The organism is Pseudomonas sp. NFIX10, assembly GCF_900111955.1.
Lineage (GTDB): Bacteria > Pseudomonadota > Gammaproteobacteria > Pseudomonadales > Pseudomonadaceae > Aquipseudomonas > Aquipseudomonas fluorescens_AA.
In genome coordinates this window covers 40,087-61,603 of the sequence record NZ_FOKH01000042.1, presented here as the reverse complement: position 1 = coordinate 61,603, position 21,517 = coordinate 40,087, and the positions used below count along the sequence as shown (strand labels likewise).

At 60.8% G+C, this 21,517-nt stretch carries 19 protein-coding genes; 8 read left to right on the top strand and 11 right to left on the bottom strand.

Features of this window, described 5'->3' with window-relative positions:
• Positions 1 to 292 (top strand): transposase (locus BM321_RS27455; RefSeq protein WP_139230455.1); only part of this gene is annotated, 292 nt, incomplete at its 5' end.
• A 26-nt stretch (positions 293 to 318) separates the two neighbouring features.
• Here the strand turns inward: BM321_RS27455 and BM321_RS27450 are convergent.
• A complete protein-coding gene (locus BM321_RS27450; RefSeq protein WP_092446049.1) occupies positions 319 to 1,101 on the bottom strand; it encodes a sialidase family protein in 783 nt (260 codons plus the stop codon).
• A gap of 221 nt (positions 1,102 to 1,322) precedes the next feature.
• On the opposite strand from BM321_RS27450, the gene BM321_RS27445 reads away from it, so the two are divergent.
• The gene (locus BM321_RS27445; RefSeq protein WP_092254920.1) at positions 1,323 to 1,595 is read left to right on the top strand and encodes a hypothetical protein; all 273 of its coding nucleotides are present in this window, start codon (positions 1,323 to 1,325) and stop codon (positions 1,593 to 1,595) included.
• Positions 1,596 to 1,818: 223 nt separating this feature from the next.
• Here BM321_RS27445 and BM321_RS27440 read toward each other — a convergent pair whose 3' ends face one another.
• Positions 1,819 to 3,165 carry a DEAD/DEAH box helicase gene (locus BM321_RS27440; protein ID WP_060738709.1) on the bottom strand — a complete coding sequence of 449 codons (1,347 nt, stop codon included), beginning with the start codon at positions 3,163 to 3,165 and terminating at the stop codon, positions 1,819 to 1,821.
• 193 nt (positions 3,166 to 3,358) lie between these two features.
• Here BM321_RS27440 and BM321_RS27435 point away from each other — a divergent pair, with 193 nt between their 5' ends.
• Positions 3,359 to 4,657 carry a mechanosensitive ion channel family protein gene (locus tag BM321_RS27435; protein WP_060738710.1) on the top strand — a complete coding sequence of 433 codons (1,299 nt, stop codon included), beginning with the start codon at positions 3,359 to 3,361 and terminating at the stop codon, positions 4,655 to 4,657.
• Positions 4,658 to 4,782: 125 nt separating this feature from the next.
• On the opposite strand, the gene BM321_RS27430 is transcribed toward BM321_RS27435, so the two are convergent.
• The 3 genes from BM321_RS27430 to BM321_RS27420 form a co-directional block, all read right to left on the bottom strand.
• The gene (locus tag BM321_RS27430) at positions 4,783 to 5,649 is read right to left on the bottom strand and encodes a carboxylate/amino acid/amine transporter (protein WP_092446047.1); all 867 of its coding nucleotides are present in this window, start codon (positions 5,647 to 5,649) and stop codon (positions 4,783 to 4,785) included.
• A gap of 359 nt (positions 5,650 to 6,008) precedes the next feature.
• Entirely contained in the window at positions 6,009 to 6,608 is a 600-nt protein-coding gene (locus BM321_RS27425; protein ID WP_092204640.1) for an FMN-dependent NADH-azoreductase, read from the bottom strand.
• Between the two features lie 149 nt (positions 6,609 to 6,757).
• The gene (locus BM321_RS27420; RefSeq protein WP_092446045.1) at positions 6,758 to 7,072 is read right to left on the bottom strand and encodes a 3-phosphoglycerate kinase; all 315 of its coding nucleotides are present in this window, start codon (positions 7,070 to 7,072) and stop codon (positions 6,758 to 6,760) included.
• Between the two features lie 50 nt (positions 7,073 to 7,122).
• Between BM321_RS27420 and BM321_RS27415 the strand changes: the two genes are divergently transcribed.
• The 5 genes from BM321_RS27415 to aqpZ all read left to right on the top strand — a co-directional run bounded on the left by BM321_RS27415 (position 7,123) and on the right by aqpZ (position 12,318).
• Positions 7,123 to 8,046, top strand: a complete 924-nt coding sequence (locus BM321_RS27415) for a PA3225 family LysR-type transcriptional regulator (RefSeq protein WP_092446043.1) — start codon at positions 7,123 to 7,125, stop codon at positions 8,044 to 8,046.
• A gap of 14 nt (positions 8,047 to 8,060) precedes the next feature.
• Positions 8,061 to 8,864: an alpha/beta fold hydrolase gene (locus tag BM321_RS27410; protein ID WP_092446041.1), complete on the top strand. Its 804-nt coding sequence runs from the start codon at positions 8,061 to 8,063 to the stop codon at positions 8,862 to 8,864.
• A gap of 4 nt (positions 8,865 to 8,868) precedes the next feature.
• On the top strand, positions 8,869 to 9,432 hold the full coding sequence (locus BM321_RS27405; protein WP_092446039.1) for a peptidylprolyl isomerase: 564 nt from the start codon (positions 8,869 to 8,871) through the stop codon (positions 9,430 to 9,432).
• A gap of 84 nt (positions 9,433 to 9,516) precedes the next feature.
• Positions 9,517 to 11,349: an ABC transporter ATP-binding protein gene (locus tag BM321_RS27400; RefSeq protein WP_092446037.1), complete on the top strand. Its 1,833-nt coding sequence runs from the start codon at positions 9,517 to 9,519 to the stop codon at positions 11,347 to 11,349.
• A gap of 279 nt (positions 11,350 to 11,628) precedes the next feature.
• A complete protein-coding gene (aqpZ, locus tag BM321_RS27395) occupies positions 11,629 to 12,318 on the top strand; it encodes an aquaporin Z (RefSeq protein WP_092446035.1) in 690 nt (229 codons plus the stop codon).
• 17 nt (positions 12,319 to 12,335) lie between these two features.
• Here aqpZ and BM321_RS27390 read toward each other — a convergent pair whose 3' ends face one another.
• From BM321_RS27390 to hrpA, 6 genes are all read right to left on the bottom strand, one after another.
• Positions 12,336 to 13,460 carry a GNAT family N-acetyltransferase gene (locus BM321_RS27390; protein WP_092446033.1) on the bottom strand — a complete coding sequence of 375 codons (1,125 nt, stop codon included), beginning with the start codon at positions 13,458 to 13,460 and terminating at the stop codon, positions 12,336 to 12,338.
• A 141-nt stretch (positions 13,461 to 13,601) separates the two neighbouring features.
• Complete coding sequence (locus BM321_RS27385; protein ID WP_092446031.1) at positions 13,602 to 14,912, bottom strand: OprO/OprP family phosphate-selective porin; 1,311 nt, start codon at positions 14,910 to 14,912, stop codon at positions 13,602 to 13,604.
• Positions 14,913 to 15,115: 203 nt separating this feature from the next.
• Positions 15,116 to 15,352, bottom strand: coding sequence for an anti-sigma factor family protein (locus tag BM321_RS27380; protein ID WP_018607575.1), 237 nt, complete (start codon positions 15,350 to 15,352; stop codon positions 15,116 to 15,118).
• A complete protein-coding gene (locus BM321_RS27375) occupies positions 15,346 to 15,957 on the bottom strand; it encodes an RNA polymerase sigma factor (RefSeq protein ID WP_060738720.1) in 612 nt (203 codons plus the stop codon). Before BM321_RS27375 ends, BM321_RS27380 begins: the two co-directional genes overlap by 7 nt.
• Before the next feature lie 192 nt (positions 15,958 to 16,149).
• On the bottom strand, positions 16,150 to 17,271 hold the full coding sequence (locus BM321_RS27370) for a beta-ketoacyl-ACP synthase III (protein ID WP_092333138.1): 1,122 nt from the start codon (positions 17,269 to 17,271) through the stop codon (positions 16,150 to 16,152).
• A gap of 329 nt (positions 17,272 to 17,600) precedes the next feature.
• Complete coding sequence (gene hrpA, locus BM321_RS27365; RefSeq protein WP_092446029.1) at positions 17,601 to 21,512, bottom strand: ATP-dependent RNA helicase HrpA; 3,912 nt, start codon at positions 21,510 to 21,512, stop codon at positions 17,601 to 17,603.
• Positions 21,513 to 21,517 lie beyond the last annotated feature (5 nt).

Below are 21,517 nucleotides of genomic sequence, written 5' to 3'. Positions count from 1 at the left end.
CGTGGCTGCCTGGCGACGCGCCTGGGATCGAGTCGTCCCATTTTTTGTTTTCCCACCGGCCATTCGAAAAGTGATCTACACGACCAATGCAATCGAAAGCATCAACGCTCAACTGCGCAAGATCATTAAAACGAGAGGACACTTCCCAACCGATGACGCTGCAATCAAATTAATCTGGCTGGGCTTGCGCAATATCACGGCGAACTGGGGCAGTGCGGCCCACGACTGGAAAAGTGCCATGAATCAATTCGCGATCCTGTACGGGGACCGGTTCATCAGGCCGACGTGGTAAATGAAGGTCTGCCTAACGGCAGGCCGTTACCGGCCCGCACACAAAAAACCTGACACTCCCGACAGCGTTTGCTCATCGCCCCACTGAGCACTGCGGTCGTAAGCACGCACGGCCAAATGGCCAACGTCATAAGAGTAGTAAAGCAACAGTTCACCGTTATATACCACCGGCACTATGCTCAGGACCCTGTAAGCGTTTGCCTTGAACCCGAGATTTGGCTGACTCCACTGAAGACCATCGTCCGAGGTCACGTAGTAAACCGTGTCGTCGTCCTCCTCGCAGTAGAAGACAAACAATTGTCCGTTGTACACCACAGGACTGTTATAGGCCGCATCACTGGAGGCCGTGACAGGGCTAGCGTCGGACCAAGTCATGCCATCTTCGGAACTGATGCTATTTATTTGAGCCTGGTCGGTAAAGGTCAGTATCAGCTTTTGCTTGAACACCGTGACTGAAACATTACCCAAGATATTGGCGACGGGGATGGACTGTGGGGCAGACCAGTTATTTCCCTGCGCCGAAGTGGAAAAATAGATATGAGCGGTATCGCTATCGCTGACCCAGAACATATACATCTTGCCTTTGAACGATTGCACCGCGGGTGTAAACAACCCAACCGAAGTGGATGGCACGTTGCTGGCTGCAGACGGTTTTCCATTGAGGGCATCAGGACTGTCGAATACGTCCACTTCGATCCCCACACCTCTTTGCGGAGTGGCGATGACCACACTTTCTGCATAACTTGATGAGACCGCGAATAAACTACACAGGCACAACACCAGCCGACTGGATATCGCTCTAAGGCTCATTGCTTTCATTCCTTTGAGTTGATGAAGATCCAACATCTGAACAGGAGCACTCCAGCGTTGCAGGTACAGCGCTACCTGTCACATTTTCCATGGTAGACGACGGTTTAATATCGGCGAGGGAATTGCGAAAAAGAAAGCCATCAGGACGGTGGCCAATGAACTTTCCACCCGAGACCGGCCTCAACCCATTACCTGCCCAACAAGGAATACGAGGCCCTGCCATGAAAACCCTCTTGAAACTCACCCTCGCAGCCACCCTGACCTGCGCCCTGCCCGCCTGGGCTTGCACGCCTGACGAAGCCACCCTCAAACGTGAACAGCTGGCCCAGGAAGTGTCCAAGCTCACCGAACAGAATCCGGCCAAGGCCAAGGAAATCAATGATGAGTTGCAGGCCATGAACCTGGAGACCGCCAGCAAGGATCTGCCGGATAAGTGCCAGTTGATCGATAAGCGTCTGGAAGAGTTGAAGCAGGCGGAGAAGAAGGCTGGGTGATTAACCACAGCCTGCTTTTGTGGCGAGGGTACATTTGTGGGAGCAAGGCTTGCCCGCGATGAAGGCGATGCGGTTTTTCAGAAATCGAGGCGTCTGTGTCGCGAGCAAGCTTTGCTCCCACAAATCCCCCTTGCCACAGGTCCTGGCCGAATTGCAGATTGAGTTTCACCCATAAAAAAACCGGACCCAAGGTCCGGTTTTTTCATGAAGCACTACCGCCGCTTCACTCAGCCGCAGGCGCCTCTGGCTTGCGGCGCTTGAGCGGGGCCATGCCGTCCTTGCTGACCAGCGACGGGGCGTCGGTCTTCGGGCGGTTGGCAGTCTTGCGCTTGGTCGGGGCCTTGGCGCCGGTTTTCTTCTTGTCGCCCTTGGCGTCGACCTTTTTCTTTTTCACACCCACGGCCTTGCCCGAGGCCTTGACCTTTTTCGGTCCGCCGTAGGTGCCTTTGACTTCCTTGATGGTGCGGCGCTCGAAGCTCTGCTTGAGGTAGCGCTCGATGCTCGACATCAGGTTCCAATCGCCGTGGCAGATCAGCGAAATCGCCAGGCCGTCATTGCCGGCGCGGCCGGTGCGACCGATGCGGTGCACGTATTCGTCGCCGCTACGGGGCATGTCGAAGTTGATGACCATGTCCAGGCCATCCACGTCCAGGCCGCGGGCGGCGACATCGGTGGCGACGAGGATTTTCACGCCGCCCTGCTTGAGGCGGTCGATGGCCAGCTTGCGGTCCTTCTGGTCTTTCTCGCCGTGCAGCACGAACGCCTTGTATTCCTGGGCCACCAGGCGACCGTAGATGCGGTCGGCCATGGCCCGGGTGTTGGTGAACACGATGGCTTTTTCGTAGGTTTCGTTGGCCAGCAACCAGTTGACGATCTGTTCTTTGTGCTGGTTGTGGTCGGCGGTAATGATCTGCTGGCGGGTGGTGGAATTCAGTTGGCTGACCGCGTTGAGCTGCAAGTGCTCAGGGTTGTTCAACACCTTGGCGATCATCTCGCGCAGGCCCGAACCGCCGGTGGTGGCGGAGAACAGCATGGTTTGCTGGCGATTGACGCATTCGTCCACCAGGCGCTGCACGTCTTCGGCAAAGCCCATGTCCAGCATGCGATCGGCCTCGTCCAGCACCAGCACTTCGACTTCCTTGAGGTCGAGATTGCCGGCGTTCAACTGCTCGATCATCCGCCCCGGCGTGCCGATCAGAATGTCCGGCACCTTGCGCAACATGGCGGCCTGGACCTTGAAGTCTTCGCCGCCGGTGATCAGGCCGGACTTGATGAAGGTGAATTGCGAGAAGCGCTCCACTTCCTTCAAGGTCTGCTGGGCCAGTTCGCGGGTCGGCAGCAGGATCAGGGTCTTGATGCTGACGCGGACCTTGGCCGGGCCGATCAGGCGGTTGAGGATCGGCAGCACGAACGCGGCGGTCTTGCCGCTGCCGGTTTGCGCCGTCACCCGCAGGTCACGCCCCTGGAGCGCGAGCGGAATAGCCGCTGCCTGCACCGGCGTTGGCTCGACAAATTTAAGCTCGGCCACGGCTTTGAGCAGGCGTTCGTGCAGGGCGAATTGGGAAAACACGGGTGCTACCTCGAAGAAATGCAAAAAAACAGCTGCATAGGGTAACGGTTTCGAGCGCCAAGGCCGAGTTTCTTTATACAAACGGCGGTAAATCGGTGCATTTTTATAAGCCGATTTGTCATCGACGGTCACTTGACCGGGCTTAAATGCTCTAATCGTCCCGTCGCGTCTTTATAGAAGAACCGTTTCGTCCATGGACATCAAACAACTCTGGGTCAACATCCAAGACCTCTGGGGTGCCCTTGACCAGCACCCGCTCCTGCATTCCAGCCTCGCCCTGATGTTGCTGCTGGTCATCGCCCTGGTGTTGGGACGGGTGGCGCGCTACCTGATCCTGCACGCGGCCAAGCTGCTTGGACGTCAACCGGCCCTGCACTGGGTCAACGACCTGCGCCAGAACAAGGTCTTCCATCGCCTGGCGCAGATGACGCCGTCACTGATCATCCAGTTCGGCTTGCACCTGGTGCCGGAACTGAGCAAGACCAGCATGATTTTCCTGGGCAACGTCGCCCTGGCGTTCACCATCCTGTTCATGGTGCTGAGCCTCAGTGCCCTGCTCAGCGCCCTACTGGACGTGTACGCCCGCACCGAACATGCGCGTACCCGCTCGATCAAGGGCTACGTGCAACTGACGAAGATGGTGCTGTATGTGTTTGGCGCGATCATCATCGTCGCCACGCTGATCGACCGTTCGCCGCTGTTGCTGCTGTCGGGCCTGGGTGCGATGTCGGCGGTGATCCTGTTGGTCTACAAGGACACCCTGCTGTCATTCGTCGCCAGCGTGCAGCTGACCAGCAATGACATGCTGCGGGTCGGCGACTGGATCGAGATGCCCCAGGTCGGTGCCGACGGTGATGTGGTGGATATCACACTGCACACGGTGAAGGTGCAGAACTTCGACAAGACCATCGTCTCGATCCCGACCTGGCGGCTGATGTCCGAGTCGTTCAAGAACTGGCGCGGCATGCAGCAGTCCGGCGGGCGACGGATCAAGCGCAGCCTGTTCATCGATGCCAGCGGCGTGCGCTTCCTGCATGACGAAGAAGAACAACGCCTGACCCAGGTGCGCCTGCTGACCGACTACATCGGCCGCAAGCAGGCCGAGCTCAAGGCCTGGAACGAGGCCCAGGGCAACGTCGCGGCGATGTCGGCCAACCGCCGGCGGATGACCAACCTGGGCACCTTCCGCGCCTATGCCCTGGCCTATTTGAAGAGCCACCCGGAGATCCAGCCGAACATGACCTGCATGGTCCGGCAGATGCAAACCACCGCCCAGGGTATCCCACTGGAAATCTACTGCTTCACCCGCACCACGGCGTGGGCGGACTACGAACGCATCCAGGGGGATATTTTCGATTACCTGCTGGCGGTGATGCCGGAGTTCGGATTGAACCTGTACCAGCAGCCCAGCGGCATGGACTTGCGCTCGGGACTGTTGCCGGCGGTGTTGGGGGCGAGTCACCTGCCGGAGCCGCAGAAGCAGGTGATCTGAAACCACCACAGATCCCCTGTGGTAGATCCTGTGGGAGCGAGCTTGCTCGCGATGACGGTGTATCAGAAACATAGATGCTGACTGACACTCCGCCATCGCGAGCAAGCTCGCTCCCACAAAGGGTTTCAGTGTGCAGGCTGAGGCTGGCGTACCCCCAACCGACTGATCCACACCGCCGCCAGTATCACCGCCCCACCCAGCAGCAACCGCCCCAAGGCCTCGTGCTGGTTCCAGATCAGCAGGTTCAGCAGCAGCCCCACCGGCACGTGCAGGTTGTTCATCACCGCCAGCGTCCCGCCGTTGACCAGGCAGGCGCCTTTGTTCCACCAGTACAACCCCAGTGCGGTGGAAACCAGGCCGAGGAACACCAGCACGCCCCATTGCAACGGCGCTTCCGGCCAGAAATTGGCCTTGCCGAACAGCAGGAATGCCGGCAACGCCACCATCAACGCACCGAGATAGAAATAGCCGAAACGCCGGTAGTGCGGCAGGTCGCTCGGGTGACGGGCGACCAAATGCTTGTACAGCACCTGCCCGGCCGCATAGGTGAAGTTGGCCAGTTGCAGCAGCAAGAAGCCCATGAAGAAATCCGGGTTGATCCGGTCGTAGCGAATCACCGCCGCGCCGGCCACGGCCACCAGCGCCGCGATCAACGCCCAGGGATTGAAGCGCCGGTTCAGCGCATCCTCGATCAAGGTCACGTGCAAAGGCGTAAGGATGGTGAACAGCAGCACCTCGGGCACCGTCAATACTCGGAAGCTCAGGTACAGGCAGACGTAGGTCACGCCGAACTGCAAGGCACCGATCAACAGCATGCCGCGCATGAACGACGGCTCCACCTGGCGCCAGCGGGTCAGCGGAATGAACACCAGCCCGGCCAACAGGACCCGTACCAGTACAGCGAAGTAACTGTCCACATGTCCGGCCAGGTACTCGCCGATCAGGCTGAAGGAAAATGCCTGGATCAATGTCACAAAAAGTAGATAGCCCATATCGCCCCTCGTTTCGGATGGCGGCGAAGATAGCGGTTTTGAGCTTTGGGGGCGAGTTCGCTCGCGATGGCGTCGGTACATTCATAAATCTATGCAAGCTGACCCACCGCCATCGCGAGCAAGCTCAGCTCCCACAGGGTTTGGCGGTGACCGCGAGACTGTGCTCACCACACCGCTCCCACAGGATCATTTCAGCGGCCAGTCAATCGCAGGCAAAAAAAAGCCCGATCTCGCTAAAGCGTTCAATCGGGCTGATGCACTCAGGAGCAATAAGTGCAAAGGGAGGTTCGATGCGCAAAACGGCTGAAGGGAAGCGCCAGGTCACTAGACCACCTGGCGATTACCCGAGGATTAACGGATCAGGCGACCTGGGACAATTTGGCGTTGGCCTGATTCAGGCCCTTCTCCTGGAAATCGCCGCCCAGATTCATGCCTTCGGCATGGATGAAGGTCACGTCGTGGATGCCGATGAAGCCCATGACTTGGCGCAGGTAGGGTTCCTGATGGTCGGTGCTGCCACCGGCGTGAATGCCGCCCCGGGCGGTGAGCACGAAGGCGCGCTTGTCGGCCAGCAGGCCTTGGGGGCCGGTTGGGGTGTATTTGAACGTCACGCCGGCACGCAGCACATGGTCGAGCCACGCCTTCAACGTGCTGGGAATGGCGAAGTTGTACATCGGTGCAGCCATCACCAGTACGTCGGCGGCCAGCAGTTCATCGGTCAGTTGGTTCGAACGTTCCAGCGAGGCGTTTTCGATATCGTTGCGCTGCTCGACAGGCTTCATCCAGCCACCCAGCAGATTGGCATCCAGGTGCGGCACCGGATTGATGGCCAGGTCGCGAACGGTGATGTCGTCGGCCGGGTGTGCAGCTTTCCACTGGCTGATGAAGGTCTGGGTCAGTTGACGGGAAACCGAGTCTTGCTGGCGGGCACTGCTTTCGATGATCAGAACGCGGGACATGGCTTGTAGGCTCCATCTGAGAATGTTGTCAGTCGATGGAATGAAGGTTAAACGTGAGCATATCGATGAAAAAGCGCAAATAACTGCTGTAATGCATCGATATTTTCGTTTATAAGCGGAGCAGGCACGATCACCTGCCCCGTTGCCGGCTATTTCGGCTGACAGGTCAGCTTGATGCGCAGCTTGATGATGTTGCGGTTGAACTTGGCCGTGGCGTTCTTGAACTTGCCGGCGGCGACTTCGATCTTGCGGGTGCGCGGTGCCTCGGGACCGTTGTTGAACACCACGGTGCAGGCCGCGTCGGTGCTGCCGTAGTTGTTGACCTGGATAGAGCCGATGTCGGCATCGGTGTCATAGGCGGTGTAGTCGATGCTCAGGCCGTTGAGGTGTTTTTCCACATCGATAGGGTAGGCAAACGCAGTCAGCGGCAACAGGGCCAGCACCGCACAACAGATTTTCTTCATTCGGCAGTCTCCACCAAGGGACCGCCAGCTTAGGACAAGAGGAGCTCAATATGAAAGCGCCCCGCGTGACCCTTGATCAATGGCGAACATTGCAGGCCGTGGTGGATCACGGCGGCTTCGCCCAGGCCGCCGAAGTGCTGCATCGCTCCCAGTCGTCGGTGAGTTATACCGTGGCCCGCATGCAGGATCAGCTTGGCGTGCCGTTGCTGCGCATCGATGGGCGCAAGGCCGTGCTGACCGAAGCCGGTGGCGTACTGCTGCGCCGCTCCCGGCAACTGGTGAAACAGGCCAGCCAACTGGAAGACCTGGCCCATCACATGGAGCAAGGTTGGGAAGCGGAAGTGCGCCTGGTGGTCGATGCCGCCTACCCCACCGCCCGTCTCGTGCGCGCCTTGACGGCGTTCATGCCACAAAGCCGCGGCTGCCGGGTACGGCTACGTGAAGAAGTGCTGTCGGGGGTGGAAGAGGTGCTGCTCGAAGGCGTGGCCGACCTGGCCATCAGCAGCTTCAATATTCCCGGTTACCTGGGAGCGGAATTGAGCGACGTGGAGTTCATCGCGGTGGCCCACCCCGAACATGCCTTGCATCGGCTCAATCGCGAGCTGACATTCCAGGACCTGGAAAGCCAGCTGCAAGTGGTTATCCGCGACTCCGGCCGCCACCAACCCAAGGACGTCGGCTGGCTCGGTGCCGAGCAGCGCTGGACCGTCGGCAGCCTGGCCACCGCCGCGACCTTCGTCGGCAGCGGCCTGGGTTTCGCCTGGCTGCCCCGGCACATGATCGAACGGGAACTGGGGGACGGCACGCTTAAACGTCTACCCTTGGATCAGGGCGGCAGCCGCAACCCGAGCTTCTACCTGTATTCAAACAAGGAAAAACCCTTGGGCCCGGCCACGCAGATCCTGATCGAACTGCTGCGCACCTTCGACACCGCGCCGCTGGATGCGCCGTTCGCCGCCCCTGAACAAGCCTGACAAGGACTTCGCCGATGGCCTATTTTGCACACGAAGGATGCGACCTGCATTACGAGGAATACGGCCACGGCACGCCCTTGGTGCTGGTCCATGGGCTGGGCTCCAGCACCCGCGACTGGGAAAAGCAGATCCCGGCATTGTCCGCCCGCTACCGCCTGATCGTGATGGATGTGCGCGGTCATGGCCGCTCCGACAAACCCCGCGAGCGCTACAGCATCAAAGGTTTCAGCGCCGACCTGAGCGCCCTGATCGATCACCTGGACCTGGGTCCGGTGCATTTGGTGGGCTGGTCCATGGGCGGCATGATCTGTTTCCAATTGGCGGTGGATGAGCCCGAACGGATCAGGAGCCTGTGCATCGTCAACAGCGCGCCGCAGGTCAAGGTCCGCACGCCCGACGATTGCTGGCAATGGTTCAAGCGCTGGAGCCTGATGCGCATCCTCAGCCTGGAAACCATCGGCAAGGCCCTGGGCGCCAAGTTGTTTCCCAAGCCCGAGCAAACCGAGTTACGCCTGGAAATGGCCCGGCGCTGGGCAAAGAACGACAAACGTGCTTATCTCGCCAGCTTTGATGCAATCGTGGGGTGGGGTGTGCAGGAACGACTTTCACAGGTCGCCTGTCCAACCCTCGTCATCTGCGCCGACCACGACTACACCCCGGTGGCGCTGAAAGAAGCCTATGTAAAGCGGCTGCCCAATGCACACCTGGTGGTCATCGCCGATTCACGGCACGCTACCCCGCTGGATCAACCCGAACGCTTCAACCAAACCCTGCTCGACTTTTTGACCGCAACCGATTCCACCACTCAGGATCTCTGACCCCATGCTGAAAAAAATCGCCCTTGCCGCCAGCACCGTATTGTTTGCCGCCAACCTAATGGCTGCGACTCCCGCCAAGGCACCCCATGTATTGCTGGACACCACCAACGGCCAGATCGAAATCGAACTGGACCCGGTCAAGGCCCCCATCAGTACCAAGAACTTCCTCGAGTACGTGGACAGTGGTTTCTACAACAACACGATTTTCCACCGTGTGATCCCGGGCTTCATGGCCCAGGGCGGCGGCTTTACCGCACAGATGCAACAGAAAGACACCAAGGCACCGATCAAGAACGAAGCCAGCAATGGCCTGCACAACGTTCGCGGCACCTTGTCGATGGCGCGCACGTCCAACCCGGACTCGGCCACCAGCCAGTTCTTCATCAACGTGGCCGACAACGCCTTCCTCGATCCGGGCCGTGACGCCGGCTACGCGGTGTTCGCCAAGGTGGTCAAGGGCATGGACGTGGTGGACATCATCGTCAACTCCCAGACCACCACCAAGCAAGGCATGCAAAACGTGCCGATCGACCCTGTGCTCATCAAGTCGGCCAAGCGCATCGACTGAAGCGGCACACGGCAAGCCTGGGCGGCGCGGCAATCCTGCACCGCCCATTAGCAAAAAGGAGAGCCCCTGCCAGGGCATTTACAGATGGTTTTTCGCCGCTTCGAAACACTGATCGATATCTTCCGCGACGCCCCGAGCTCGGCCCCGCCGAACCGCGTCCTGCCCTTCTACACCTATTACCTGAAACAGGTCTGGCCCAGCTTCGTCGTGCTGCTGGTGGTTGGCCTGATCGGCGCGCTGATCGAAGTGGCGCTGTTCAGCTACCTGAGCCGCATCATCGACCTGACCCAAGGCACGCCCAACGTGGACTTCTTCAAGGTCCATGGCCTGGAACTGGCCTGGATGGCCGTGGTGGCGCTGGTTTTCCGGCCGATCTTCGTGGCCTTGCATGACCTGCTGGTGCACCAGACCCTGAGCCCCGGCATGACCAGCCTGATCCGCTGGCAGAACCACAGCTACGTGCTCAAGCAGAGCCTGAATTTCTTCCAGAACGATTTCGCCGGGCGCATCGCCCAGCGCATCATGCAGACCGGCAACTCCCTGCGCGACTCGGCAGTACAGGCCGTGGATGCGTTGTGGCACGTGCTGATCTATGCCGTCAGTTCCCTGGTGCTGTTCGCCGAAGCCGACTGGCGCCTGATGATCCCGCTGCTGATGTGGATTGCCGCCTACATCGGCGCACTCTGCTATTTCGTGCCACGGGTCAAGGAGCGCTCGGTGGTGTCATCCGATGCCCGCTCCAAACTCATGGGACGGATCGTCGACGGCTACACCAACATCACCACCCTGAAGCTGTTCGCCCATACCAATTTCGAACAGCAATACGCCCGCGAGGCCATCCAGGAGCAGACCGAAAAAGCCCAGTTGGCCGGCCGCGTGGTGACCAGCATGGACGTGGTCATCACCAGCATGAACGGGCTGCTGATCGTCGGCACCACCGGGCTGGCCCTGTGGCTCTGGACCCAGTCGCTGATCAGCGTGGGCGCCATTGCCCTGGCGACCGGGCTGGTGATCCGCATCGTCAACATGTCCGGCTGGATCATGTGGGTGGTCAACGGCATCTTCGAAAACATCGGCATGGTCCAGGACGGCCTGCAGACCATCGCCCAGCCGGTCAGTGTCACCGACCGCGACCAGGCCAAGCCCCTGGCGGTGGCTCGCGGCGAGGTGCGTTTCGAGCATGTGGATTTCCACTATGGCAAGAAAAGCGGGGTCATCGGCGACCTCAACCTGACCATCAAGCCTGGCGAGAAAATCGGCCTGATCGGCCCGTCCGGCGCGGGGAAATCCACCTTGGTCAATCTGCTGCTGCGCCTCTATGACGTGCAAGGCGGGCGCATCCTCATCGACGGCCAGGACATCGCCGAAGTCGGCCAGGAAAGCCTGCGCGAGCGCATCGGCATGATCACCCAGGACACCTCGCTGCTGCATCGCTCGATTCGCGAAAACCTGCTCTACGGCAAACCCGACGCCACCGATGCGCAACTCTGGGAAGCCGTGCACAAGGCCCGGGCCGATGAATTCATCCCATTGCTGTCGGACGCCGAAGGTCGCACCGGCTTCGATGCCCATGTGGGTGAGCGCGGGGTGAAACTGTCCGGCGGCCAACGCCAGCGCATCGCTATCGCGCGCGTGCTGCTCAAGGATGCGCCGATTCTGATCATGGACGAAGCGACGTCAGCGCTGGACTCGGAAGTCGAGGCGGCGATCCAGGAAAGCCTTGAAACCCTGATGCAAGGCAAGACCGTGATCGCCATCGCCCACCGCCTCTCCACCATCGCCCGGATGGACCGATTGGTGGTGCTGGAAAATGGCCGCATCGCCGAAACCGGCAGCCATGCCGAATTGCTCGCCCACGGTGGGTTGTATGCGCGACTGTGGCAGCATCAGACGGGGGGGTTTGTGGGGATTGACTGATTCCTACCTGACACAGGGGTCTGTGCTTAAACAGTAGGGTCAGTGCAGCACTACGGCCTTTCTGAAAAAATCTGTCCAGGATCCATTCATCCCGAGCAGCCGCGACATACTCCCGCCGACCACGGCAAAAACCGCCACCGTCCATGACGCTGGCGGTTTTTTATGGCGCTGGATTTGTTGCCGCGCTCTGCTGTACTCAGCTCAGGTTCTGGAGATGAACCTGTCGTAATGCTGCTGGATGCATAACCGATTATCACGACTGTTTTTTCAAGGATGCTTATGTCTTTACTCAAACGTTCAACGACTGAGTTGTTGGGTACGTTCTGGCTGGTGTTGGGCGGCTGCGGCAGCGCGGTATTGGCTGCCTCCGGGATTGGCGTGCTGGGGGTTGCCCTGGCATTCGGCCTGACGGTGTTGACCATGGCGTTCGCCATCGGTCATATCTCCGGCTGCCACCTGAACCCGGCTGTGTCGCTGGGTTTGTACGTGGGCGGGCGGTTTCCGGCCAGGGAACTGCCGGCCTACATCATCGCCCAGGTCATCGGCGGTGTGCTGGCCGCGGCACTGATCTACTTCATCGCCAGCGGCAAGGAAGGCTTTGACCTGACCGCGTCCGGCCTGGCATCGAACGGTTACGGCGAGCATTCACCCGGTGGCTATTCGATGGCGGCAGGTTTTGTGACCGAGCTGGTCATGACGGCGATGTTCATCCTGATCATCCTCGGCGCCACCGATAAACGTGCCCCGGCCGGGCTGGCACCGATTGCCATCGGCCTGGCCCTGACGCTCATTCATCTGATCTCGATTCCAGTCACCAACACGTCCGTCAACCCGGCCCGCAGTACCGGTCCGGCGTTGATCGTCGGCGGCTGGGCCATCGAGCAACTGTGGCTGTTCTGGGTAGCACCGCTGCTGGGTGCTGTCATCGGTGGTGTCACTTACCGCTGGCTGGGCAACGAAGACAGCTGAGTCACACCCGCGAAAAATCAGCACTGCCGATAAGGCAGTGCTGTTTTCGCCTCTTCGGCATAGGCCGACACCCCCTCTTGCTCGCGCACGAGAAAATCCGCCACCGCCGCTTTCAACCCCGGATGACGCAAGTAATGCCATGAGCGGGTAATCACTGGCTCGAACCCGCGAATCAACTTGTGCTCACCCTGGGCGCCGGCATCGAAGCGCTGCAAGCCATGGGCAATCGCATAATCCATGCCTTGATAGAAACAGGTCTCGAAGTGCAGGCGATCAAACTCCGCCAGGCAGCCCCAATACCGCCCATAGAAACTGTCACCGCCCACCAGGCTGAACGCCATCGCCACCGGCCGTGAACCTTGCTTGGCCAGCACCACGCGAATGGCCTCGGGCATGCGTTCGGCCAGCAGGCTGAAGAATGCCCGGGTCAAGTAGGGTGCCTGCCGTCGTACCGCGTAGGTGTTGGCGTAACAGGCGTAGACAAAATCCCACTGTGCCTCGTCCAACTGATGACCTTCGAGCCATTCGAACGCGATGCCCTGCCCCGCCACTTGCTCGCGTTCCTTGCGCATCTGCTTGCGCTTGCGGGAACTGAGGGCATCGAGAAAATCTTGGAAGTCGCGATAACCGCGATTTTGCCAGTGATACTGGCAGCCGATCCGCTGCAGCCAGCCTTCTTGCCCAGCGAGCGCCGTGTCGGTGAAGGCATCGGTGAAGTTGATGTGGGCGCTGGAGAGCCCTTCGATTTCCAGGTATCCGGGCACGCTGCCCAGCAACGCCAGACCGTCCTCCACCCGCGCCGCCAACAGTCGCGGGCCACTGACCGGGCTGAACGGTACCGCCGTCAACAGTTTGGGGTAGTAATCGATGCCGGCGCGGGCGCAAGCATCGGCCCAGCCGTGGTCGAACACGTATTCACCGTAGGAATGCCACTTACGGTAACTGGGCAAGGCCGCCAACAGTTGACCGTTTTCAATGTGCAACAAATGCTCGGCTTGCCAACCGGATTGCGGCCCCAGGCTGGCGCTGTCTTCCAGGGTGCCAAGGAAGGCGTGGCGCAGGAAAGGCTGGTTGGCGGGCACCAACGCGTCCCACTCGTGCGGCGCGATGGCGGACAGGCTGTCCAAGACGTGAAGCGGCATGCGATTCCTCGAGAGCCAGACGACGGATGGAACGAGTATCGCCGATCCTGACCGAGCGCACATAAAAAAACCCCGCCAGGGGCGGGGTTGAAAAGGAGCATTAACGGATGAAGAAAACGCTCTGCATCAAGTCAGCGCGTTTCAGAACACGTACTGGGCACGGACGACGAAACCGTCGCCATCGTCATCGCCATTGACGTTGGTGACCTTGTCGGTCTTGGCCTTGATGTAGGCACCGGTGATTTTCACCGCTTCGTTGGCGTACCAGTTCACGCCCAGGTTGTGCACCTTGGCTTCGGCATCGCCAACGTCACGGGTGGCGCTGGCGGTGGTGATGTTGTCGTCTTCGACGGTCATGCTGTCGAATCGGTAGAACACTTCCCAGGCACCGATGGACTTGTTCTGAGGCTTGATGGCGTCGAACTTGCCGACTTTATAGCCGCGGGATTCACCGGTGAGGGTGTAGGCGCCCTGGACATAGAAGCCGTGGCCCTTGATGTCTTCGAAGCCGTCGGCATCAGCCTTGGTCTTGCGGGTGATGTATTCACCCTGGATCGACGCCGGACCCATGGCCCACGCGGCTTCCAGGCCGAACGCGGTGTCACGGTCGTAGGAGCCGGCCGGCGAGTTGTTGGCGCCGCCCAGTACCGGACGGTTGCCGTTAGGGCCGGCGTCGTTGCCGCCGAGGGTTTCAACGCCACGCATGCCCAGGCGGGAGCGATAGCGAGCGTCGAACACGGTGTCGGAGACATCACGGGAGGCTACGTTCACACCGAAGTGCAATACATTGCCAGCTTCGTGCATCGGAGCGAAGACGAAGCGACCGTTGACCTGCTTGACGCTGTCGCCGTCGGTGTCGTCGGTGTCCTTGCTGAACACACCGGCCGAAGCATAGAACGAATCGGCGAAGGTGCTGGACGCCTGGATGCCCAGGCCGTTCTGATGGCTGTTGGCCCAGTCGATCAGGTCGTAGGCGGCGTTACGTTCAGGCGCGGTCACCCACTTGGAGCTGGTGGCTTTTTCCAGGCCGAAGTCGGGGTCGAAACGACCGACCTTGATCGACACCGGCTTGAAGCCGTTGTAGGCCAGGGACGCTTCGTCGAAGTAGCCGTTGTCGGAGTCGCCGGTGTTGTGGGACATGTCGTAGTTGATGGTGTAGGCCCAATCCGTGTACAGCACGCCGGACAACTCCAGGAAAGCGCGACGGAAGTAAGCAGCGTCGGCCGATTTGCCGTTGTCGGTGTAGATCCCATCAAACTGGCTGTAGTCAGCCTGCAAACGACCGCCGAGCTTGAAGCTGAACTCTTTGTCCGTGGTAGCGACCTCGAGGCCGCCCTTGGTTTTGACCACGATATCGGCGCCATCGGTGGTGACGGTGCCGGCGAAAGCCTGGGCGGTTACTGCCATTGCCAGTGCGCTGGCGGCAACACCTGCGAAGTGCTTACGGATCATCGAAGAATTCCCCTGTTGGTAGTCTATGCGTTAGAAAACACGCGGAACTGGGCCCGCTGGTGTTGGGAGGGGATGTTGGCGACCGGTTGTGTCAGGCGAGTTGCTATCACATAAAGATTTTATGACAGCGGAACTTTTTACTTCGAATGGGAATAACCAGCACAACGGCAAGCCCCTTGTGGGAGGGGGTGATGTCTCAGGTGTCAGCGGATGTTTTTGCGACGCTCGGCGGCGAGTTTCTCGGCGAGGTGATCCAGGTCGGGAATCGGTGGTTGCGGCAGTTTTTTGAGGGTCGCCTGCATCAGGCGCATCTGACGGATGAAACGTCGGCAATTGGGGCAGAACATCAAGTGATGACGCACCATCAGGCGTTCACGAAAACTCAACTGTCCATCGAGATAATCGCTGGAGCGCGCCACTTGTTCCTTGCAGGTCAGCATTCGCCGGTTTCCTCGAAATGTTCAACAGTCGCGAAGACCTTCAGTCGGGCACGATGCAACAGCACACGTACATTGGAGAGTGAAATACCCAGCAGATTACAGATTTCGTCCAGCTCCAGATCCTGCTGTTCCCGCAGGGTCAGCACGCTGCCTTGCAGTTCCGACAGGCTGAGCAACGTGTGCTCCAGGCAATCACGCAATTCACTCATCGTGAGCAGCGCTTCGGGCGTGTCCTGGTGCCAGGCGAACGGCGCCAGCAGCCAATGGCCGTCAGCGGCGAAACGGTCATCGCCGAGGGTGCCGTGGGGGGCCGGGAGATCATCGAGCAGCACTTCCCGCCGGTTCTGCTTGTAGCGACCCTTGGCGGCGTTCGCCGTGATAGTCAACAGCCAGGTCTTGAGGCTGGAGCGCCCCTGGAAACCACTGAGATTGCGCACCACGGACAGCCAGGCGTCCTGCACCACTTCGTCGACATGGCGACTGCCGACGATGGCATAGGCCACGGCACGCATCGGGCTCTGGTAGGCGCTGACCAGTTCCCTGTAGGCCTGCTGCTCACCGGCCAGGAGGCGTTGGAGCAGGAGGGTGTCGTCGGTGACCGTCATTCAACATCCCATTGTCTGGAAGGGCTGATGATTTTTCTGTGGCGAGGGAGCTTGCTCCCGCTCGGTTGCGCAGCAACCGCAAAATCCTGGGGCCGCTGCGCAGCCCAGCGGGAGCAAGCTCCCTCGCCACAAAAGCTGAACCAGCCCAGATAGAAACTGAAAAGGCACAGATCAAAGCTGAGCCAGACCAGATCAATGCTTACGCAAAATCACGCTGCCAATCGAATAACCGGCACCGAAGGAACTGAGGACGGCGACCGAGCCGCTGGGCAGGTCATCCTGGTATTTGTGGAACGCGATCACCGAACCGGCCGAACTGGTGTTGGCGTAGCGGTCGAGAATCACGGGGGCTTCCGCTTCGGTGGCTTCGCGTCCCAGCAGTTTGCGCACGATCAGGTGGTTCATGCTCAAGTTGGCCTGGTGCAGCCAGAAGCGTTTCACGTCGCCAACGTTCAGCTGGTTTTCTTCCAGATGGGTACCGATCAGTTCGGCCACCATCGGGCAAACGTCGCGGAACACTTTGCGGCCTTCCTGGACGAACAACTTGTCGCGGCTGCCGATGCCCTCTTCGGCGGCGCGGTTGAGGAAGCCGAAGTTGTTGCGGATGTTATTGGAAAACTTGGTGAGCAGCTTGGTGCTGACCACGTCGAACTGGTACGGCGAGGTCGCCAGGTCCGCCCGCTCGATGATCACGGCGGTGGCCGCGTCGCCGAAGATGAAGTGGCTGTCGCGGTCACGGAAGTTCAGGTGGCCGGTGCACACTTCCGGGTTGACCATCAGGATCGCCCGGGCCTGACCCAGTTGCACACTGTTGGCCGCGGCCTGGATACCGAAGGTCGCCGAGGAACAGGCCACGTTCATGTCGAAACCGAAACCTTCGATGCCCAGGGCTTCCTGGACTTCGATGGCGATGGCCGGGTAGGCACGCTGCAGGTTGGAACAGGCGACGATCACACCGTCGATGTCGGCGGCGGTGCGGCCGGCGCGCTCCAGGGCCTGCTTCGCAGCGCCGACGGCCATTTCGCAGAGCACCGACCACTCGTCGTTGGAGCGCTCGGGCAGGCGTGGAGTCATGCGTTGCGGATCGAGAATGCCGTCCTTGTCCATGACAAAGCGGCTCTTGATGCCCGAGGCCTTTTCGATGAACGCGGCGTTGGATTCGGTCAATGCCTCGACTTCACCGCGCTCGATGGCATCGGCGTTGTCGGCGTTGAATTGCGCGACATAGGTATTGAAAGATTGCACCAGCTCTTCGTTGGAGATGCTGTTGGCCGGGGTGTACAGGCCGGTGCCGCTGATGACGACGTTATGCATGGGTCGTGTCTCTGATCTGTTCAGGCAGAAAGTATTGGCACCGACGTACCAATACACAATGGGACTTTTCCCATCCGGGGAAGCAGCCCTGGCATCGCTTTATTCCGGATCCGCCCGTGGCCTTGAAGCTCAAAACCACGGAACCGGCATTTATAGGCGCGAAGTTTGCCATAAACGCTGGGGTTTGGCCCATTCTCCCTTACTGACGACACAAAACCTGTGGGAGCGAGCTTGCTCGCGATAGCGGTGGTTCAGCCTGCATTGATGTTGACTGATTCAACGCAATCGCGAGCAAGCTCGCTCCCACAAGGGTTTGGTGGCCTTGACCATCACCCCTCCACCAACCCCCACTGCTTGCCCAGGCGCTTGTCGGAAATCGGCACCTTGGTCCCCAGTTGCTGGGCGAACAGTGACACCCGGTATTCCTCCAGCCACCAACGGTACAGTTCCAGTTGCGGGTCGCGCTTGCCTTCCTGGGCGTGTTTACTGGCGCGGGCCTGGTATTGGGCCCAGAGGTTCGACAGTTCGCCGCTCCAGACCCGGTCCTTCTGCACCTGGCTGCCCAGCTTCTCGAAGCGTTGCTCGATGGCCTTGAGGTAGCGCGGCAACTCCTTGAGCCACTGATGCGGGGTTTCCCGCACGAAGCCCGGGTACACCAGGTGACTGAGCTGCTGCTTGATGTCATTCAGCGCCACGGCCTGGGCCAGGTCGATCTTGCCCTTGAAGCGTTTTTGCAGGCCATGCCAGAGCTTGAGGATGTCCAGGGTCAGCTTCGCCAGGCGTTCGGCGTGTTCGGTCCAGCCGCCGCGCTTGCGCTCGGCCAGGGCAGCGAGGGCGGCGCCGTCGCGGGGCAGGCTCGCTTCACCTTCGAGCACACAGCTGTCGAGGCTGGCGAGCAGGATGTCTTCCACCAAGCCGTCGATGCGGCCCAAGTCGCGGTACAGCAGGCCCAGCTCCGTCAGCCCCGGCAGCTTGCCCCGCAGGAACTTGGCCGATTCGGCCAATTGCTGCATGAGCAAGCGCTGCAAGGCGCGGCGATGCTGGAATTCGGCTTCGGCCGGAGTCGGGAAACGTCCTTCTTTGACCACGCCACCCTCTTCCACCAGCGCCGGATAGACCGTCATCGACAGGCCGGCGATCTTCTGCTGGGTTTTCTCGGCCACCGGCGCGAAGACCTTCGCTTCCACCGGTGCCTGGCTTTTCGCCGTTTGCGGCACGGCCAAGGCCGCCTGGCTGGCCTCGGCAAAGCGTGCTGTCAGCTCGGCCAGGTCACGGCCCTCGCCGAGGAACTTGCCCTGGCCGTCGACAATTTCCAGGTTCATGCGCAAGTGGCTTTCCACCTGCTGCGCGGCTTCCGCCCAGGCTTCGTCGCTGACCCGCGCACCGGTCATGCGCAGCAGCTCACGGCCCAGGGCTTGGGGCAACGAACCTTCGGCAAAAGTGATGCGTTGCAGCGCGGCCTTGACGAAGTCCGGTACCGGCACGAAGTTCTTGCGCAAGGCCTTGGGCAGGTTGCGCACCAGGGCGATGCACTTGGCCTCGATCATCCCCGGCACCAGCCATTCCAGGCGCTCCGGCGGCAGCATCGGCAACAACGGCGCCGGCACGCGCAAGGTCACGCCGTCGCGGGGATGGTTGGGCTCGAAGTGGTAGCTCAGCGGCAAGGTCAGGTCGCCGACGCGCAAAGTGTCCGGGTAATGCGTTGCGGTGACTTCACTGGCTTCGCGGGCGAGCACGTCTTCTTCACGCATGATCAGCAACTGTGGGTCTTTCTGGCTGTTGATCCGATACCAACTGTCGAACGTCGCGGTCTGGTGAATCTCGGCCGGCAAGCGCGCATCGTAGAACGCAAACAGGGTTTCTTCGTCCGCCAGGATGTCGCGGCGGCGGGCCTTGGCTTCCAGTTCGTCGAGTTGCTCCAGCAAGCGGGTATTGGCGCCCAGGCACTTGGCCTTGGACTGGATCTCGCCGCGCACCAGCGCCTCGCGAATGAACAGCTCACGGGACACCACCGGGTCCACCGGACCGTAGTGCACCGGCCGCCGGCCGACGACGATGAGCCCGAACAGGGTGATCTGCTCATAGGCCACCACTTGCCCGCGCTTCTTCTCCCAATGGGGTTCGAAGTGGTTTTTCTTGATCAGGTGTCCGGCCAGCGGTTCGATCCAGTCCGGCTCGATCTTGGCCACCATGCGCGCGTACAACTTGGTGGTTTCCACCAACTCGGCGGTCATCAGCCACTGCGGCCGCTTCTTGCCCAGGCCCGACGAGGGGTGGACCCAGAACCGCCGCTGGCGAGCACCGAGGTAATCACCGTCTTCGGTTTTCTGACCGATCTGACTGAGCAGGCCCGAGAGCACCGCTTTGTGCAGTTTCGGGTAGTCGGCCGGGTCCTTGTTGAGGCTCAACTGCATGTCGCGGCAGATCAGGCTCAACTGGCGATGGGAATCACGCCATTCGCGCAGGCGCAGGTAATTGAGGAAATTCTTGCGGCACCAGTTACGCAGCGGGCTGGCGGTCAAGGCCTGGCGCTGCTCTTCGAAACCGCGCCACAGGTTGACCAGCCCGGCGAAGTCCGAATCCGGATCCTTCCACTGGGCGTGGGCCTGGTCGGCCGCCTGCTGACGCTCCGGCGGACGTTCGCGCGGGTCCTGGATCGACATGGCGCTGGCGACGATCAACACTTCCTGCAGGCTGCCCAGCTTCGCCGCTTCCAGCAGCATGCGGCCCATGCGCGGGTCCACCGGCAAGCGCGCCAATTGCCGGCCGAGCGGGGTCAGCTGACTGTTGCGGTCCACCGCCGAGAGTTCTTGCAGCAGGTTGAAACCGTCGCTGATGGCTTTGCCGTCCGGCGGTTCGATGAACGGGAAATCGGTGATCTCGCCGAGGCGCAGGTGCAGCATCTGCAGGATCACCGCCGCCAGGTTGGTGCGCAGGATCTCGGGATCGGTGAACTCCGGCCGCCCAAGAAAATCTTCCTCGCTGTACAACCGCACGCAAATCCCCGGCTCGACCCGCCCGCAACGACCCTTGCGCTGGTTGGCGCTGGCCTGGGAAATGGCTTCGATGGGTAGGCGCTGGACCTTGGCCCGGTAGCTGTAGCGGCTGATGCGCGCGGTACCGCTGTCGATCACGTAGCGGATACCCGGCACGGTGAGCGAGGTTTCGGCGACGTTGGTCGCCAGCACCACGCGCCGGCCTGGGTGGGACTGGAAGATCCGCTGCTGTTCGGCCGGCGACAAGCGCGCATAGAGCGGCAGGATCTCGGTGTGTTTGAGCTGGGCCTTGCGCAGCATCTCCGCCGCGTCGCGAATCTCCCGCTCGCCCGGCAGAAACACCAGCACATCCCCAGGACTGCGGCGCTCGCTACGCTCGTAGGCGGCGATTTCATCGAGAGTGGCGAGGATCGCCTGGTCAACGGTCAAATCGTCCTCGACCCGGTTGCCCTCCTCGTCCTGCTCCAGGGTCAGCGGGCGATACCAGGTTTCCACCGGGAAGGTGCGACCCGAGACTTCCACGATCGGCGCGTCGTCGAAGTGCTTGGAAAAGCGCTCCAGGTCGATGGTCGCCGAGGTGATGATGACTTTCAGGTCCGGGCGACGCGGCAGCAGGGTCTTGAGGTAGCCGAGCAGGAAGTCGATGTTCAAGCTGCGTTCGTGGGCTTCGTCGACGATGATCGTGTCGTAGCGCTCGAGGTAGCGGTCATTCTGGGTCTCGGCCAGCAGGATACCGTCGGTCATCAGCTTGATCAGGGTGTTGGCGTCGCTCTGGTCCTCGAAGCGCACCTGATAACCCACCAGCGCCCCCAACGGCGTGGCCAGTTCTTCGGCGACACGGCTTGCGACGCTGCGGGCGGCGATCCGGCGCGGTTGGGTGTGGCCGATCAAGCCGTGCTGGCCACGACCGATTTCCAGGCAGATCTTCGGCAACTGCGTGGTTTTGCCCGAGCCAGTCTCGCCGGCGATGATCAGCACCTGGTGCTTGAGCAACGCCTCCTTGATTTCGTCGCGCTTGGCGGCGATCGGCAGATTGTCGTCATAGCGGATCACCGGCAGGCTCGCCTTGCGCGCCAGCACCTGGTCGCACGACGCCTGCATGCGCGTCACCCACTGGGCCAGCTTGGCCTCGTCGGGTTTCTTGCGCAGCTCGAGCAACTGGCGCCGCAACCGGTGACGGTCGGCGAGCATGGCGTGGTCGAGGTTTTTCAGCAGCTTGTCGATAGCGGGGGCTTGGTCAGTCATCAGGT